Origin of the sequence: Ectobacillus soli (assembly GCF_042610425.1) — a bacterium.
Taxonomy (GTDB): domain Bacteria; phylum Bacillota; class Bacilli; order Bacillales; family Bacillaceae_G; genus Ectobacillus.
The window spans coordinates 1,672,404-1,687,734 of sequence record NZ_JBGJZM010000001.1 but is presented as its reverse complement, the minus strand read 5'-3'; the positions used below and the strand labels follow the sequence as shown (position 1 = coordinate 1,687,734).

General features: G+C 40.7%; 14 protein-coding genes. 10 read left to right on the top strand and 4 right to left on the bottom strand.

Annotated elements, in window-relative coordinates:
- Positions 1-58 precede the first annotated feature (58 nt).
- On the bottom strand, positions 59-913 hold the full coding sequence (locus ACAN53_RS08780) for a CAP domain-containing protein (protein WP_379969076.1): 855 nt from the start codon (positions 911-913) through the stop codon (positions 59-61).
- A gap of 596 nt (positions 914-1,509) precedes the next feature.
- Between ACAN53_RS08780 and ACAN53_RS08775 the strand changes: the two genes are divergently transcribed.
- The 8 genes from ACAN53_RS08775 (at position 1,510) to ACAN53_RS08740 (ending at position 10,413) form a co-directional block, all read left to right on the top strand.
- The gene (locus ACAN53_RS08775) at positions 1,510-2,472 is read left to right on the top strand and encodes a YncE family protein (RefSeq protein ID WP_379969074.1); all 963 of its coding nucleotides are present in this window, start codon (positions 1,510-1,512) and stop codon (positions 2,470-2,472) included.
- A complete protein-coding gene (locus tag ACAN53_RS08770; RefSeq protein WP_379969072.1) occupies positions 2,469-3,140 on the top strand; it encodes a response regulator transcription factor in 672 nt (223 codons plus the stop codon). Before ACAN53_RS08775 ends, ACAN53_RS08770 begins: the two co-directional genes overlap by 4 nt.
- A gap of 10 nt (positions 3,141-3,150) precedes the next feature.
- Entirely contained in the window at positions 3,151-4,533 is a 1,383-nt protein-coding gene (locus tag ACAN53_RS08765) for a sensor histidine kinase (RefSeq protein WP_379970294.1), read from the top strand.
- Between the two features lie 109 nt (positions 4,534-4,642).
- A complete protein-coding gene (locus tag ACAN53_RS08760) occupies positions 4,643-5,356 on the top strand; it encodes a FadR/GntR family transcriptional regulator (RefSeq protein WP_379970293.1) in 714 nt (237 codons plus the stop codon).
- 180 nt (positions 5,357-5,536) lie between these two features.
- Positions 5,537-6,253, top strand: coding sequence for a (Fe-S)-binding protein (locus ACAN53_RS08755; protein ID WP_379969070.1), 717 nt, complete (start codon positions 5,537-5,539; stop codon positions 6,251-6,253).
- A 13-nt stretch (positions 6,254-6,266) separates the two neighbouring features.
- Positions 6,267-7,691, top strand: a complete 1,425-nt coding sequence (locus tag ACAN53_RS08750) for a LutB/LldF family L-lactate oxidation iron-sulfur protein (protein WP_379969068.1) — start codon at positions 6,267-6,269, stop codon at positions 7,689-7,691.
- Positions 7,688-8,386, top strand: a complete 699-nt coding sequence (locus ACAN53_RS08745; protein WP_379969066.1) for a LutC/YkgG family protein — start codon at positions 7,688-7,690, stop codon at positions 8,384-8,386. Before ACAN53_RS08750 ends, ACAN53_RS08745 begins: the two co-directional genes overlap by 4 nt.
- 212 nt (positions 8,387-8,598) lie before the next feature.
- Positions 8,599-10,413 carry an Ig-like domain-containing protein gene (locus tag ACAN53_RS08740; RefSeq protein ID WP_379969064.1) on the top strand — a complete coding sequence of 605 codons (1,815 nt, stop codon included), beginning with the start codon at positions 8,599-8,601 and terminating at the stop codon, positions 10,411-10,413.
- A 68-nt stretch (positions 10,414-10,481) separates the two neighbouring features.
- Here ACAN53_RS08740 and ACAN53_RS08735 read toward each other — a convergent pair whose 3' ends face one another.
- The 3 genes from ACAN53_RS08735 to ACAN53_RS08725 are packed head-to-tail and all read right to left on the bottom strand — an operon-like array spanning position 10,482 to position 13,510.
- Complete coding sequence (locus ACAN53_RS08735) at positions 10,482-12,251, bottom strand: hypothetical protein (protein ID WP_379969062.1); 1,770 nt, start codon at positions 12,249-12,251, stop codon at positions 10,482-10,484.
- A 13-nt stretch (positions 12,252-12,264) separates the two neighbouring features.
- Positions 12,265-12,876 (bottom strand): PilW family protein, encoded by a 612-nt coding sequence (locus ACAN53_RS08730; protein ID WP_379969060.1) that lies wholly within the window; start codon positions 12,874-12,876, stop codon positions 12,265-12,267.
- Positions 12,863-13,510 carry a prepilin-type N-terminal cleavage/methylation domain-containing protein gene (locus ACAN53_RS08725; RefSeq protein ID WP_379969058.1) on the bottom strand — a complete coding sequence of 216 codons (648 nt, stop codon included), beginning with the start codon at positions 13,508-13,510 and terminating at the stop codon, positions 12,863-12,865. The genes ACAN53_RS08730 and ACAN53_RS08725 overlap by 14 nt, the downstream gene beginning before the upstream one ends.
- 84 nt (positions 13,511-13,594) lie before the next feature.
- Between ACAN53_RS08725 and ACAN53_RS08720 the strand changes: the two genes are divergently transcribed.
- Positions 13,595-14,044 (top strand): hypothetical protein, encoded by a 450-nt coding sequence (locus tag ACAN53_RS08720; protein WP_379969056.1) that lies wholly within the window; start codon positions 13,595-13,597, stop codon positions 14,042-14,044.
- The gene (locus tag ACAN53_RS08715) at positions 14,041-15,312 is read left to right on the top strand and encodes a VanW family protein (RefSeq protein ID WP_379969054.1); all 1,272 of its coding nucleotides are present in this window, start codon (positions 14,041-14,043) and stop codon (positions 15,310-15,312) included. The genes ACAN53_RS08720 and ACAN53_RS08715 overlap by 4 nt, the downstream gene beginning before the upstream one ends.
- The last annotated feature ends 19 nt before the right edge of the window (positions 15,313-15,331 follow it).

Genomic DNA, 15,331 nt, shown 5'->3' with positions numbered 1-15,331 from the left:
TTCGCATGTATACACATACTAAAAAAGCCCTCTTGTGCAAGAGGGCTTTTCCAATGCATTATTTTGAAATGAATTCTTGTGTCCAAATGTTTTTGCCTGATACATAGCCCACACCAATGTAGGTATATGTGTTATTTAAAATATTGGCACGGTGACCAGGGCTAGCCATCCAAGCTTGTACAACCTCTTCTGGAGTTTGTTGTCCCATTGCGATGTTTTCACCGGCTGTCGTGTATGTGATGCCGAATTGTTTCATCATATCGAATGGTGATCCGTACGTTGGGCTTGTGTGATCAAAATAGTTTAGATTGTTCATATCTTGTGATTTTGCTTTAGCAACCTTACTTAACGTTGCATCAACTTTCAAGGCACCTAGTCCATTTTTAGCACGTTCAGCATTCGTTAAGTCAACAACCTTCTGCTCATAGGCGCTAAGAACACCTTGTTGCGGAGCCGGTGTTGGAGCCGGTGTAGATTGCTTAGTCTGCGTTGGAGTCGGTGTAGATTGCTTAGTCTGCGTTGGAGCCGGTGTAGATTGCTTAGTCTGCGTTGGAGCCGGTGTAGACTGTTGAGTCTGCGTTGGAGCTGGTGTAGACTGCTGAGTCTGTGTTGGAGCCGGTGTAGATTGTTGAGTCTGTGTTGAAACTGGCGCTGGTGTTGGAGCCGGCGTAATATTTGGATAAGTTGTTTGTGGTGCCATTACGATCTTCCACGTCATTTGATTTTTAAAGAATGTATTTAAAAAGGATTGAAAGTCTTGTTGATTCATTGGTTCATATAGGAATTGAAAAGCAGAGTAGGTTACATGATTAGTTGTTTCTGGTTGAAGGCTTGCCGCCTTTGCATCGTGTGATGATACTCCAAATGTGAATGCAGCAGCAGTTGCTAAAGATAGTAATAGTGTTTTCTTCATGTTATTCCTCCTGATGTTGTAGTTTAGTATATTTGGAAAGCTAAGATGAAGTGGGGTCTCTCACTTCGTCTCGCTCTCTCTGACACGTTCATAGTATCATAGTTTTTAAGGGAGAAAAGATGGGAAATATTGCTTGATGTGGGAGATTTCCTGAATCTCCCACAAAGAATGATAGAGTAGAATGACCGTAAAATATATCGTATGTATCATAGTAGTAGGCATAGCAAGGGATGCATACAAACTAGAAATGGTGTACAAATAAAATAGAAATGTTGATGGATTTCATAAAAATACCAAAAGAAATGATCGGAAATGCTTTAAAATAAGGGATTAGCGGAATGTGGGTAGGATAATAATGGAATGTTTTTAATGGATTTGTAATAGATCTGTCGTCTTTGTTACAGAAGCCACGACATATTGTTACATTGTAATGAAAGGTAAGAAAACTCTGAACTACTTTTATGAAAAGCAAAGGATATCCATCCGTTGAAAACGATTCTTTCCTATTATATAGTGTGAGGGAGGAGAGAGAAGGCTTCACACTTTCTTCACAATTATTTGCTATCGTAGTGAAATAAATGAAATGGGGGGAGAGCATGAAGCAGTTGCTCGTGTTGTGTTTGTTGATTGGCTTGCTCTCTGGCTGCAATCAACAAACATACACACCTTTATCTAAAGGAACAATTATCGTAACTACGAATCAAAAGGATGGCAGTGTTAGCTTTATTGACGCTAGGACCCATACATTGCGTACTACGTGGAATATGAATAAAGCGATTCAAGGAAGTGTTTTGCTTCCGGACGGAGATACAATTGCTTTTTATGGTAAGCAGCTTTCTCACGTTCTTCTCTATTCTCTAGCAAAGGGTAAACAAGTTGGAGAATGGGAGACCGGAGTAGGAATTGTAAATATAATTGTTGCACCGCAAGGAAATAAGCTTGCCCTGGCTGATCAAAATACGAATACGATTCGTATGTACAGTCCTTCTGGAAAGGAAGAGGCTCGCATTCCAATAGGGGACAATCCGCTCACGTTTGTTCAAGATGAGCAGCATTTATATGTTGTGAATTTTCGAGACGGAAAACTATCTAACATAGATTGGAGCACGAATAAGGTAATTTCTGCAGTTACCGTGCCGGTCTCTTCTATGGGAGCGCTTCTCCATGGAAATGAACTTTGGCTTGGTGGACACGGAAATGGCGATGTCGTGAATGAATCGATTCATATTTTTAATGTTCAAAGCGGGGAATTATTACGAAGCGTACCTGCACCGCAAATGCCAGTAAGCTTTGCCTCTGACGGAATGAGTATATATGTGCTTAGTCACGGCTCAGATACAGTGCGAAAAATAAATGGTACGACTTATGCTCAAGAAGCGCAGATAACGGTTGGTTCGAATCCGTTTGCGCTCACACTCGTTGGTAACGAGCTTTTCATAGCGAGCTATGATAGTGACGAGGTTGTAGTGGTGGATAGTAGCACCATGACGAAACTAGCAACGATTTCCGTGGGAAAGGGCCCGTTTCAGTTTACAGTGGTCAAGGGGGAAGAAAAATGAATGGATACCGTATTTTAGTTGTCGATGACGAAAGTGATATGCGTCAGCTTGTTGGGATGTATTTGGATAACTCAGGTTATGAATGGGATGAAGCGGAAAATGGTGTGCATGCCTTGGAAAAGATGAAGGAACATTCCTTTGATCTCGTGATTGTAGATTTAATGATGCCGCAAATGGACGGTATTTCGCTTTGTAAAGTAATTCGGGAAACATCGGATATTCCTATCATTTTTTTAACAGCGAAAGGCGAAGAATGGAATCGTGTGAATGGACTTCGAACGGGCGGAGATGATTATATTGTTAAGCCGTTTAGTCCCGGAGAATTAATTGCACGTCTGGAGGCTGTACTGCGCAGAAGTGTGAAAACGGAAGGAAGCAAAACGGAGATATGGGGACCTGTAACGATTGATGAAAAAGGACGGCGCGTAATACTAGATGGGGAAACGATATCCTTAACGGTGAAAGAGTTTGATTTGCTCTATTTCTTGTGCAAACATGAGGGACAAGTATTTAGTAGAGATCAATTACTTGAAAAAGTATGGGGCTATGATTATGCGGGAAGCACACGAACAGTCGATACACATGTGAAAACAATTCGACTGAAGTTTGGACATTACGCCGATACAATCCAAACGGTGTGGGGCATTGGCTATAAGTTCGAGGTGTAGAATGAAAAAAATGTCGATTGTACAAAAGCTATGGATTACCATTATTGTAGTAGCTATTGTAACTGTGTCATGTTTATACTTGGTGTCTTTATACTCATATGAAAGACTATATGTCCAAAATGTAGAGGATACATTAAAAGGAGAAGGACATCGTTTGGCATCCCAGTATACACGAAATGCTGGAATAGATGATTTTACAAAAAAAGTAAAATCGTTTGCGGATATATCGCAGGCAAATATATTGTTTGTCAACAATCCGCGAGATTTAAGTGCATGCTTGCCGTTTGACGTGCAGTACAATCCGATTATTAGTGAAGAAGATCGGCAGCAATTGCTGCAAGGAAAGACAGTTGCTAAGGTTGGATTTGAACCTCGCTTTCAGCGAAATGTAATGGGCGTCGTGACCCCGGTATTAGATGAAAAAAAGCTTGTAGGTATTATTTATTCCTACATTCCGCTTAAGAGCGCGAAAGATTTAATTTTTGAGTTAGGTCTTATTTTAGCCCCGCTTTCTGTATTGCTCATTATTACAACGGCCTTTATTGGTCGTAAAATTGTACTTGCAGTAACCAAGCCACTTCTTCAAATGGAACGTGTGTCGTACAAGATGTCAGAAGGAGATTTCACCGAGCGTATTACGATTACGTCGACAGATGAAATTGGGCGCCTCGGGACAGCCTTTAATAATATGGCACTTGCATTGCAAAAGGAAGATTTACAGCGTAAGGAGTTTTTGGCGAATGTTTCGCATGAGCTACGTACTCCACTTAGTTATATGAAGGGCTATAGTGAAGCGATGATGGATGGAGTAATAAAGCCCGAGCAGCATACCAAATATATTGCCCTTATACATAGGGAGGCCGGACGCATGCATAGACTCGTTCACGATTTACTTGATTTGGCCCAGTTAGAGGGTGATTTGTTTCCACTAAAAAAACAGCCGACTGTGCTAGCACAATTACTTGAAGATGAGCTACAAACGTATGAACCAAAGTTAGTGGAGAAGAATATTCAGCTCGATACCGAGCTAGACCCAGCTATTATTGCAAACATTGATGAAGATCGAATTCGTCAAGTGCTACACAATCTAATGGATAACAGTATACGGTATACGAAAAACGGTAGGATAACTGTGCGTTTAGTGCAAACGGATAAACAATGTAAGCTAACAATTACCGATACAGGCATTGGAATCGGGGCAGATCATCTACAAATGCTTGGCGAACGATTTTATAGAGTAGATAAGGCGCGTACGCGTGAAAATGGGGGGACAGGTCTTGGTCTTGCGATTGTGAAGCAAATTGCCGAGATGCATGAGGGAATGCTGCAGATTGAAAGTGAGGAAGGCAAAGGAACGAGGATTACACTGATATTACCAACAATGGACGATTGATGAGTGGATAAAGTATTTGAGCTATATGATATTTCGATTTACAATAAGAATAGAAATGATAAGCTTAGTCATTTCCTGCATATTGATGGAGAAAGTAGGGGTGATGATTCTGGTATACAAATCGATTCGACCGAAGAAAATATATGAAGAAGTGTCAGATGCACTTCTTGCAATGATTAAGGATGGTACGTTAAAGCCAGGAGACCAATTATTGCCTGTACATCAGCTTGCTGAAGAGTTTCAAGTAGGTCGCTCTGCTGTTCGGGAAGCATTAAGTGCGCTCCGGGCGATGGGACTGATTGAAATGCGGCAAGGAGAAGGAACCTATGTCAAGATATTCGATGCAGCTTCTATGACAAAGACGTTCCCTAGCGCCCTTCTTATGAATAAACAAGATATCATTAACCTGTTTGAAGTTCGTAAAGTGTTAGAGGTTGGCGTGGCACGTGCGGCTGCGCTGCGTCGTACCGATGCGGATATGCAAGAAATGAAACATTGGGTGGATGAAATGTTGCATTCACAAGGCAATGAAGTAGTAGGAGAAAAAGCAGATTTTCAATTTCATATGGCTATTGCATCAGCATCTCATAATCCGATTCTTGTTGAGCTTATGAACCATGTTTCAAGCACTATTGCTGAAGCAATAGGTGAAACAAGACGTCTGCTTCTGTACGGAGAGCATACAACGGCGGAGACCTTGGCACAAGAGCATCAGTCCATTTTCGAGTCCATCGTTAATGGCGATGGTGAGAAAGCACAACAAAGGATGTTTGAACATTTAACAGATGTAGAAAACATGATTTTTAGTATGCGAAACTTGTAAACTATGTAAAGTGTATGTAGAATGAAAAAGGAACCTTTTTCTATGGTATACTTTAGGAAGTAAGCGGTTGCTATTTTGTTAGGAAAAGAGAACGATTGAAATAGATTGTTTCTTTTTTTATCCTAGTCATCAGATGACCGTATGAATACAAATAAGTAGAGACTGAGAGGAGAGAATAGGATGAAAGTTACCTTGTTTGCTACTTGTTTAGTTGATATGTTCCAAACGAATGTTGGAAAGGCTACAACTGAACTTCTTGAACGACTCGGTTGCGAGGTTGAATTTCCTGAATCGCAAGTTTGCTGCGGACAGCCAGCTTACAATAGTGGCTATGTAGAAAATGCAAAAGAAGCGATGAAAAACATGATTACAACCTTTAAAAATGCAGAATATGTAGTAACGCCGTCGGGCTCATGTGCCACAATGTTTAAGGAGTATCCGAGCATTTTTAAAGGAGATGCAAAGTGGGAGCAATCAGCACAGGAATTAGCTGATAAAACCTACGAGCTTACGCAGTTTATCGTTGATGTCTTAGGCGTGACAGATGTAGGTGCGCATTTAGAGGGAAAAGCAACCTATCATACATCTTGTCATATGACCCGTCTTCTTGGCGTGAAGGACGCACCATTTACCTTGCTTTCAAACGTGAAGGGGCTCGAGCTTGAAGCATTGCCAAATGCGCAAAACTGCTGCGGCTTTGGAGGAACATTTTCTGTGAAAATGACAGCTATTTCAGAACAAATGGTTGATGAGAAGGTAGACAGTGTAACGGAAACAGGGGCAGACTACTTGATTGGAGCCGACTGCGGGTGTCTTATGAATATCGGAGGACGGATGGAACGCAGAGATAAACCTGTTCGCGTCATGCACATTGCGGAAGTATTAAATAGTCGTTAAGGAGGAATGCAGGATGTCAATTAAAATAGGCGATGAGCCGTTTAAAGAACGAATTGATGAAGGGATACATGATACCTTTATGCGCGGTGCGGTAGCATCAGCACAAAATAGCTTATATACGAGACGTCTTGCTGCGGCCGATGAGCTTGGAAACTGGGAACAGTGGCGTGAGGTCGGCGAGCAAATCCGCCAGCACACACTTGAAAACCTTGACTACTATTTAATGCAGCTAAGTGAAAATGTTGCAAAGCGTGGCGGTCATGTCTTCTTTGCTAAAACGAAGGAAGAAGCTGCTAGATATATACAAGATGTAGCCAAAGAGAAGCAAGCCAAGAAAATTGTAAAATCGAAATCAATGGTAACAGAAGAAATCAGTATGAATGAGGCGCTTGAACAAATTGGCTGCGAGGTTGTGGAAAGTGATTTAGGGGAATACATTCTCCAAATTGCAGAAGAAAAGCCTTCTCATATTGTGGCACCTGCCTTGCATAAAAACAAAGAGCAAGTACGGGATGTATTTAAGGAAAAACTTGGCTATTCAGAATCTGAAGATCCCTATGAAATGACGAAATTTGTTCGTAAAATTTTGCGTGAAAAATTTCTCGAAGCAGATATCGGCGTGACGGGCTGCAACTTTGCGGTGGCGAATACCGGCTCGATTGCAGTTGTAACCAATGAAGGAAATGCTGATCTTACGATGAGTATTCCGAAAACACAGATTGCGGTAATGGGAATGGAACGTCTTGTGCCGACAATGGAAGAGCTCGATGTTCTAGTTGGGCTTCTATGCAGAAGTGCCGTTGGACAGAAACTCACAAGCTATGTGACGGTAGCAGGTCCAGTAAAGGAAGGGGAAGCAGATGGTCCGGAAGAATTCCATTTGGTTATTGTGGACAACGGTCGTTCTGAAATTCTAGGTTCTCAGTTCCGTCCTGTGCTTCAATGCATCCGCTGTGCAGCTTGTGTCAATGTATGTCCAGTCTATCGTCATGTGGGCGGTCATTCGTACGGTTCAATTTATTCAGGTCCAATCGGGGCTGTATTAACCCCGCTACTTGAAGGATATGACGAGTATAAAGAGCTTCCATACGCTTCAAGTCTTTGCGGAGCGTGTACCGATGCATGTCCCGTTAAGATTCCACTTCATGAATTGTTGCTGAAACATCGTCAGGTCATCGTGGAGAAGGAAGGACGCGCACCAATGGCAGAGAAACTAGCCATGAAGATGTTTGAAATGGGGGCATCCTCTTCCTTGTTATACAAGATTGGTTCGAAACTTGCCCCTACGGCGATGAGTCCATTCCAAACAGGAGATCATATTTCTAAAGGAGTCGGACCACTGAAAAATTGGACGGATATTCGGGAGTTTCCTGCCCCAAGTAAAGAGCGATTCCGGGACTGGTATAAAAATCGGAAGAAAGGCGGGGACAACGAATGACAGGAACGATACAAAATCGCGATTCGTTTTTAAATCATATTGCGGAGCAGCTTGGTCGTGAGCGGAAAATGAGCGATGTCACGCGTCCTGAGTGGAAACACAAAATGAACGAAGAAGTATTGCAAAATTGTACAGCAGACGAACTGCTAGAAGTATTTAAAAAACAATGTAGCAGCATTCATACAACCGTAATCGAATCGAACAATCTTTCCGCGGCCATTAAACAAATTATGGACGAAAGCGGAAAGGGATCGGTTGTAATGGCAAAGGATGATCGGTTTGCGGAGTACGGAGTAACACAGTTTTTGCAGGAAGATGAGCAGGTCGATGTATACGAATGGGACAATAGTCAAAGGGAAACAAACTTTACAAAGGCAACGAATGCTTCTTATGGTGTTGTCTTTGCCGATTATGCGCTAGCTGAATCCGGTACTGTTGTCATGCAGGCCCGCCCGGGACAAGGGCGTTCCCTTCATTTCTTACCGGAAGTGTATGTTGCGATTATACGCCGAAGTACAATCGTACCACGTATTACGCAGGCAGTTCGGGATTTAAACAAGCGAGTAGAAAACGGAGAAGCAGTTGCATCAGCCATTAACTTTATCTCCGGACCAAGTAACTCAGCAGATATTGAAATGAATCTTGTTGTTGGGGTACATGGACCACTTAAGGCTTATTATATAATTGTAGATTAAGAAATCTCCTACGAAAGGTAAATACATCTTTCGTAGGAGATTTTTTTATGATGAAGCTCTGAAGAGGGATACAAATAAAAGAATACTTTTTTACGATACTAGCAATAGGTCATGAATATCATACAATATGCACCGAAAAAGCCTTTCTACTAATATGTTAGCTTGTTATAATAAAAATATAATACTATTCTGTTATCGATTTGAGGTGCAACATGCTAAAACGGATCAGTGTAAGTGCATGTTTGTTATTGTTATTAGTCGGCTGTGGGTATCCAAGTCAAGCTGAAATCAATGCGAAATTCTCACGAGAGTTTACGACAGCACAAGTAACGAATGTCATTGCCAAGTCCGCTTCTGAAATTGTTATGAAGACAGGAAGTAGTGTGGATATTCCGTATCACATAACGCCTGGTAGTGTATCTAGTTCTAATGTAGGTAATTTGACGTTAAGTACTACCTCTGTATCTTCATTACGCCCCTTTTTTGTAACGCAAGCTGACATGCAGAATGCCGCAATTGGTAGTGATCTTGTCTTACTGGATTCCGCGTTTACGGAGGAAGGGTCACGTGGCCTTCTTAGTTATACAGGTATGCAAGGCGATGTATTGGATGAAATACGGAATGGATATAATTCTTCACTTTCGGTAGATAATCTTAATAATATAAAGAAAATCGTATTACCTGGTAATAGCAATAATTATCAAGAGGTTATACAAGCCGTTCAGGATTTAAATAGTAAATATGGGAATCCGACTGTTACCATTCCTGTGATGGAGGTATTCGATAATAAAAATCCAAACTTCGTTGGGTTTGTAAAGGTTAAGTTGAAGGTAGATGGATCCCAAATTAAAGGTACGTATGCTGGATGGGTCGGTTCGGATTATTTTTCACTCACCCAAGTACAATTTAAGGAAAATTTTCCAGCTGGTCTAGACGTACAAATGCCAGATAGTCGCTTCACAAAGACAGGTACACCGCAATCAGGGGAAACGGTAACGGGACCCTTATCTGATATCCAATTTTATAAAAATCTAAGTGGAGATTATGATGGAGTAAATCAAGATTTCACGTTAACGGTGACCGCAACTAGTGCTTCTCCTGCAGGTAGTTCCTATCAATTGAATCAGGCCAGCGTGAAATATTATGATGTAAGTAATTCTTGGAAAACCGGCAATTTTCCTTCCTTAACTATTACGGCAAAAGATGGTCTGCAGGATGTAACGATCCCAGGTTTAATTGAACGAAATGTCGTGGATCCTTCTGCACCAATACCCATCACGGTAGTGCCTGCTAGTGCCACTACACAATTGCAACTACAATATAGTGTAACGGCGGATCAAAACTTTGCGGATGTAAGTTTTCAAAATCCAAATATAATGATTACACCAAAAAGTCCAGGCGAAATGAATGTTACGGTAAGTGTGAAGGATGATTTCGGAGATGTCGTGCAAAAGACAGCTCATGTGATGCTATATCAATTTGTAAGCGATAGTTCGATTACTGTAAATGAAGGGGAAACGAAGGCTTTCCCGTATACGTTAACGCCAAGTACAATTTCCAGTTTAAAATGGACGATGGCTGATACGAATATTGCATCAGTTTCAAATTCAAATCAGATAACGGGAAATCATGTCGGACAAACGTTGCTTACGATTACAGGGATTGGAAGTACAGGTACGATTTTCACGAAGCAAGTCACAGTTACTGTTAAATCTACGACCATTCCATTGCAATCTGTGTACTTTGATCCTTCTTCCACAACAATGAAAATTGGGGATACACTAAATGCGCTTGCAAACTTAAAGTTTGTTCCAGCAAATGCAACCAATCAAAAGATTTCATCTTGGACAAGCAGCAATCCAGATATTGCAACTGTTGATGGAAACGGTGTTGTGACTGCGAAAAAAGCAGGTACCGTTAGCGTTACAGCACAAACAGCTACAAATCTACAAGCGGTCCTAACAATCACAGTAGATACCCCGTACAAAGGAGCGTTTGATATTAGCAATCCGTTGTATCGATGGTAAATCAATTGTATTCATACATGAAGAAGAAGCTAATCAACGAGATTAGCTTCTTCTATTTTCTTGTACCTTTATTGTCCGGTCCCTTTTGTTTGTGTACCCTCATCATCAGAGATTACACTTAACCTTGTTGCAAACGGCAGGGCATTGACATTGTTTACGAGAACGGATTTATCATAGGTAACGACGAACCGTGATGACTGACCGATTTGGGTGGTTCTAGAATCGAAAGGAACGTTGACGGCAGTGTTGGTACTTGTGAATGATCCGAATGAATTTTGGCGAATCGCGTTAATCGTTAACTCGTCTTTGGCAAAGATACCGCCGCGAATATGGAAGAGTGAGCCTGCCCCGTACAGTTCTGCGTTATTATCGGTATAAAAGTAACCGTCCATTGTGGGAACAGAGTTTGTTGCATCTGTTAGCTCGTTAATACGAGTGATTAATAAATCGTCCTGAGCAAGTAATACAAGCATTTTATTGTTGCTACCGACAATATTTGTTGAATTGATAGTCGCCTTCCCGGTTGCATATATTGTAGTTGCGAAAGCCATTGTGTCCGTCGTGTGTGAAAAAGAGACGGTATTACCGTGAATCATGACATTCCCAAGAACGAGAATATTGCCTTGTATCGTTAAAGGAGATTGGCTGCTACTCAATTCTAAATTTCCGTCTACCACGAGCCACTGATCTGCTGCAAGCGTTAGGTTGCTCTCTATAGTGTATGTATTCGTTCCACTCGTCTGGGCTGAATTTGTGAGCAGTACAACCTTTTTCCCTTGGAGAACCCTAGCTGAAAACAAATCGCTCATATTTTTACTACTATCAATTGTATACAAGGCCGGTGCATTCGTAGCAAGTATTTTCTGGACGATTGCGTTTCGCTTTTGTTGTCTCTCAGCATCTGTTGCAGTTATGAGCGGTATGTCCGTTTTACTCATGGATAAACCAAGTCCTAGCTGATTTAATTTGTCAGCAACCGTTTTTGGAAAATCAACGGTTGTAAAGTTTCCGTTTGATTTTTGAAGGAGCGGTGGTGTGCTTTTTTCATAAAAATATTTTGTAGCCTGCGAAACGGGTGTTGTGGAAAGTGACTGCTTGTTTAAGACGGTTGAAGGCAAGCCATCTTGCTTTGTTGTATTGTTATAAACATCAATCTCATTATCAACAACAACCGTTCCCACAACGGAAGGGTACAAGGTTTCAAGCAATGTATACTTCGGAGTCGTTTGATCCGCTGTAGTGAGTTGATTTGCATAGCGGGCTGCATTTGCGAGTGTAACCTTACTTCCGTATATATTTCCAGTAATATCGGAGGCACCGTTTAAATTTAATGTATTCTCAGACCCAACCGCATATTGAAGAAAGCTAGGGGTAGGGGATAGAAGCATAGTTCGCGAACTCGTGTTTGTTATGGTAGGCTGCGCACTATTTACATTGTTTACATATTGCATTTGAAATGTGTAATAGCGCGTGTAATAATCTTGCGGATTGGAAATACCGAGCTTACTTTGTGTTACGTCTGTAATGGTGAGTACAGTTTGGGGAGACCCCGTTGTTGTATATTTTACTTCCAATCCTGAAACAATCGTTTGCAGTTTCGTATCATAATCAGTTTTGCTCATATCGGGTAAGGAAAGCTTGCTTACACTATCGGTAAAATCTGCAATTACTCGGTTGATCTCATCAGCGGATTGCTGCGAGGTAGATACATCGATTTTTCTAATTTCAGCTTGCTTTGTACTTGATATTGTCATGGTAGCGATGGTAAGACCAATTGTTACAAATATCACACTGATAAGAAGTACGGTAAGTAACGTAGACCCTTGTTCGTTTTTCATAGTGATCCCTCTCTTAAAATCCAATTTCGCTTTTTAAAGTAAGTGGTGCCGTAGTAGAGTTTTTCGAATGAAATGACAATGAAAGTTGAATGATGCCATTGTTACATATGGAAAAGGGGACAACGGTAGCACCTGAACGTGCGTATACGGTGCTTTGTTTTGTACAAGTCATCCCTATGTTTGATTCTGTTAGTAGTTCAATGGTTGCATCCTGCTGATAGGAATTTGTATTCAGCGTGTTACCTTGTCCGTCGTACTCTTCAAATATGACTTTCCCGTTTTGTATGTATAAGCGAGCAATCGGCAGAGCGTTGTTGTCATAGCTAACAGTTACATCATCCTTTGAGAACAAGGGACTTTGTTTTCTCTTATAAAGTTCTACGCTCTTCGTTGCATCGTTAAATATCACATCATCGTAGGATGTAGCATATAGTTTATTCATAATCATCGATACGACGTAATCTGCTTCATTTTGCACATTCGTTTCGGCCGTAATATTGTTATACGTTTTTAACCCCATTGTAAATACGCTATATAAGGAAGTCATAATAATCGATGCTATAACAATTGTCCCGAGAAGTTCTACTAGTGTGACGCCTCGTTGATCTAGCTTACCGTATTCCATCTTTGGTTATGCTCCCCTCTAGCAAGATTCCCTCCGTATTGTCTTGTTCATTTGTATCGACATAGGCGAATACGTGTAGCGGTGTGTACGCAGGGCTTTGCTGTATGTTTGCTGCATCTTTTGCCATCATTGTGTTTAATTGGTTTGGTAGATTTTGCAGTGCGGTTTTAGGATGAACTGCATGGATATGAGTTAGAATAGCCTGCACATGGCTATCGTTATAGTATGGCGGCACTACAAATAATTGTACATTATAATTAGTATAGGTGACGTTATTTATGGAAGGGGTAATGATTTTTATGCAGCTACTCGTGTCAGGGAAAATGGTAAACGGAGTGTTTGGGCTGACAGAACTGCTGTAAGATGTGTTGCAGGCATTCGCTGTATCGAAGACAGCTACGTTTCCGCTACCTAAGCTAGTAAGATAGTTGTTTAGTATATCGTAATCTTGTTTTTCCATATAATGTACTGCCCCGCGTGCAAGATTCACTGCAACTAATTTTGATTGACTTTGTTTGATGACGGAGTAGGATTTGGGAAAAACAGAAAATAATCCGACGGTAATAATGGATAGAATGGTAATGGATGCCAGTACTTCTACAAGTGTTAGTCCGTTTTCATTGTTTTTTCTCATTTCCATCCTTCTTTCCTTCGCACAGTTAGTATAATATAGTGAGAGAATAACTTCATCTTATTTTACTACAAAAGAGGTGCAAAGATGGACTACCTATTTCCAATAATATTCGCATCCTTGTTGTTAATTCCAGTATTGTATGTACTGCAGACCGGATTAACAAAACTAGGAATCCTTGCTGTATCCCTATTATCCTTCACATTTGTTATGCTTGTCGTTGGATTAAATGGTGTTTTGCCCCTTTGGCAGGATGTAATCCTAATTCTATTACTTGCACTTGTCATTTCATATGTATTAGAAACTAGATTATATCGGTATTTCTTTGTGGCAGAACAAGAAAATGAGGTAGAAGAGAATTATGACCAAATGATGCCTGTTACTCAAATGGCAGAATCCAAGAATGAAAGCGAGCCAGAGGAACAACCAATTAAAGTATCAGAAGATGAAACACAATCGAAGCAGGTAGAAATGAGCTATTTAGAAGAGCTGTTTCAACGTGAGGAAACTGAAAAGAAGGAAGGTTCAAAAATTTGAAGAAAAACTTCCGCCTTTTTTTCATAGTTCTCATATCTAGTATGGCAGTGTTCGCTTTGCAATACGGGGCAAAGGCGGCACTTATGAAATTGTTTGATACATCCTATGCATATGCAGCAAATACCTTTGTAGGACCGCTCTCACTAGAGAAAAAAGTGAAAGAGCAAGCGCAATCCGAATTACAACAGCAAATTACGACTTGGAAAACAACACCGCATGTGCAGTTGCAGTATGGGGAAACGACGTTCTTCGTTCCAGTGGATGTATTTTCATTTGATGTGACCGAAAGCATAAAGAATATTAAATCAGGCCAGCATTCTAGTATTTCTGTAAGTATTCAAGCAAATAAGCTAGATACATTATTATTAGATCAATTGAATCCAGAAATTGCAGATCAAGTAGATCGAAATAAGTTAGAAAAAGATTTAGTAAAGGCGGCCAGTTCTTTAGAATCAAAGACATCCTTACAGTTGGTTCGATACATAGATGTACAAAAAGCAAGCAAAGCAATTTCACAAGCGACAGCTTCTTCTACAGCCTCTTATCAAGAGGGACTGCAGCAATGGATGAGCCAGCTTGGAACCGTTACGATTCCTGCTAAAGGTGAGCTGTCTGTAACAAATGTGGCTGTTCAAAAAAACCTTAACATTGATGATGGTTCCTTAAGTGTCATTTCATCCCTTATGTATGAAGCAGTGGCGCCGACAAATTTTCAAGTACGAAAGCGAAATACGAGTATGGTCCTCCCTGCTTATGCAAAGCTTGGATTAGAGGCCTATATAGAACAAGGGAAAAGTGATTTCGTATTCTATAATCCAAATGATACGGATTATACCTTTCAATTTTCGTTAGATGGTACTAGTATGGGGGTTTCTTTACAGGGGCTTCCGTTTGTGTATACATATGTAACGAATAAAAATGAAGTTGAAACTATTGATGCGCGGGAGATTCAACAATATGTAATTCAAAATGAAACGAAAAACGATGCAGTAACAGCAGAGAGCAAGGGAAAGAATGGATTTGCAGTAACGGTGTATCGTGAACAATATAAAAATGGAAATCTCATAACCCGAGATAAAATAGGACAGGACTTTTATCTGCAAGTAAATGGTGTCAAGAATATACAAGTGGCGTCGCAAGCAGCGCAATCGACGATACAAACACCAACGAATGGACAAACAACCCAGCAAGCTACTACATCATATACGAATCCATCTACTACGCAGACAACAGTACAAAATCAAAGTAACACAACAAATGGAAAATAAACAGATTAGTTTGGAGGGA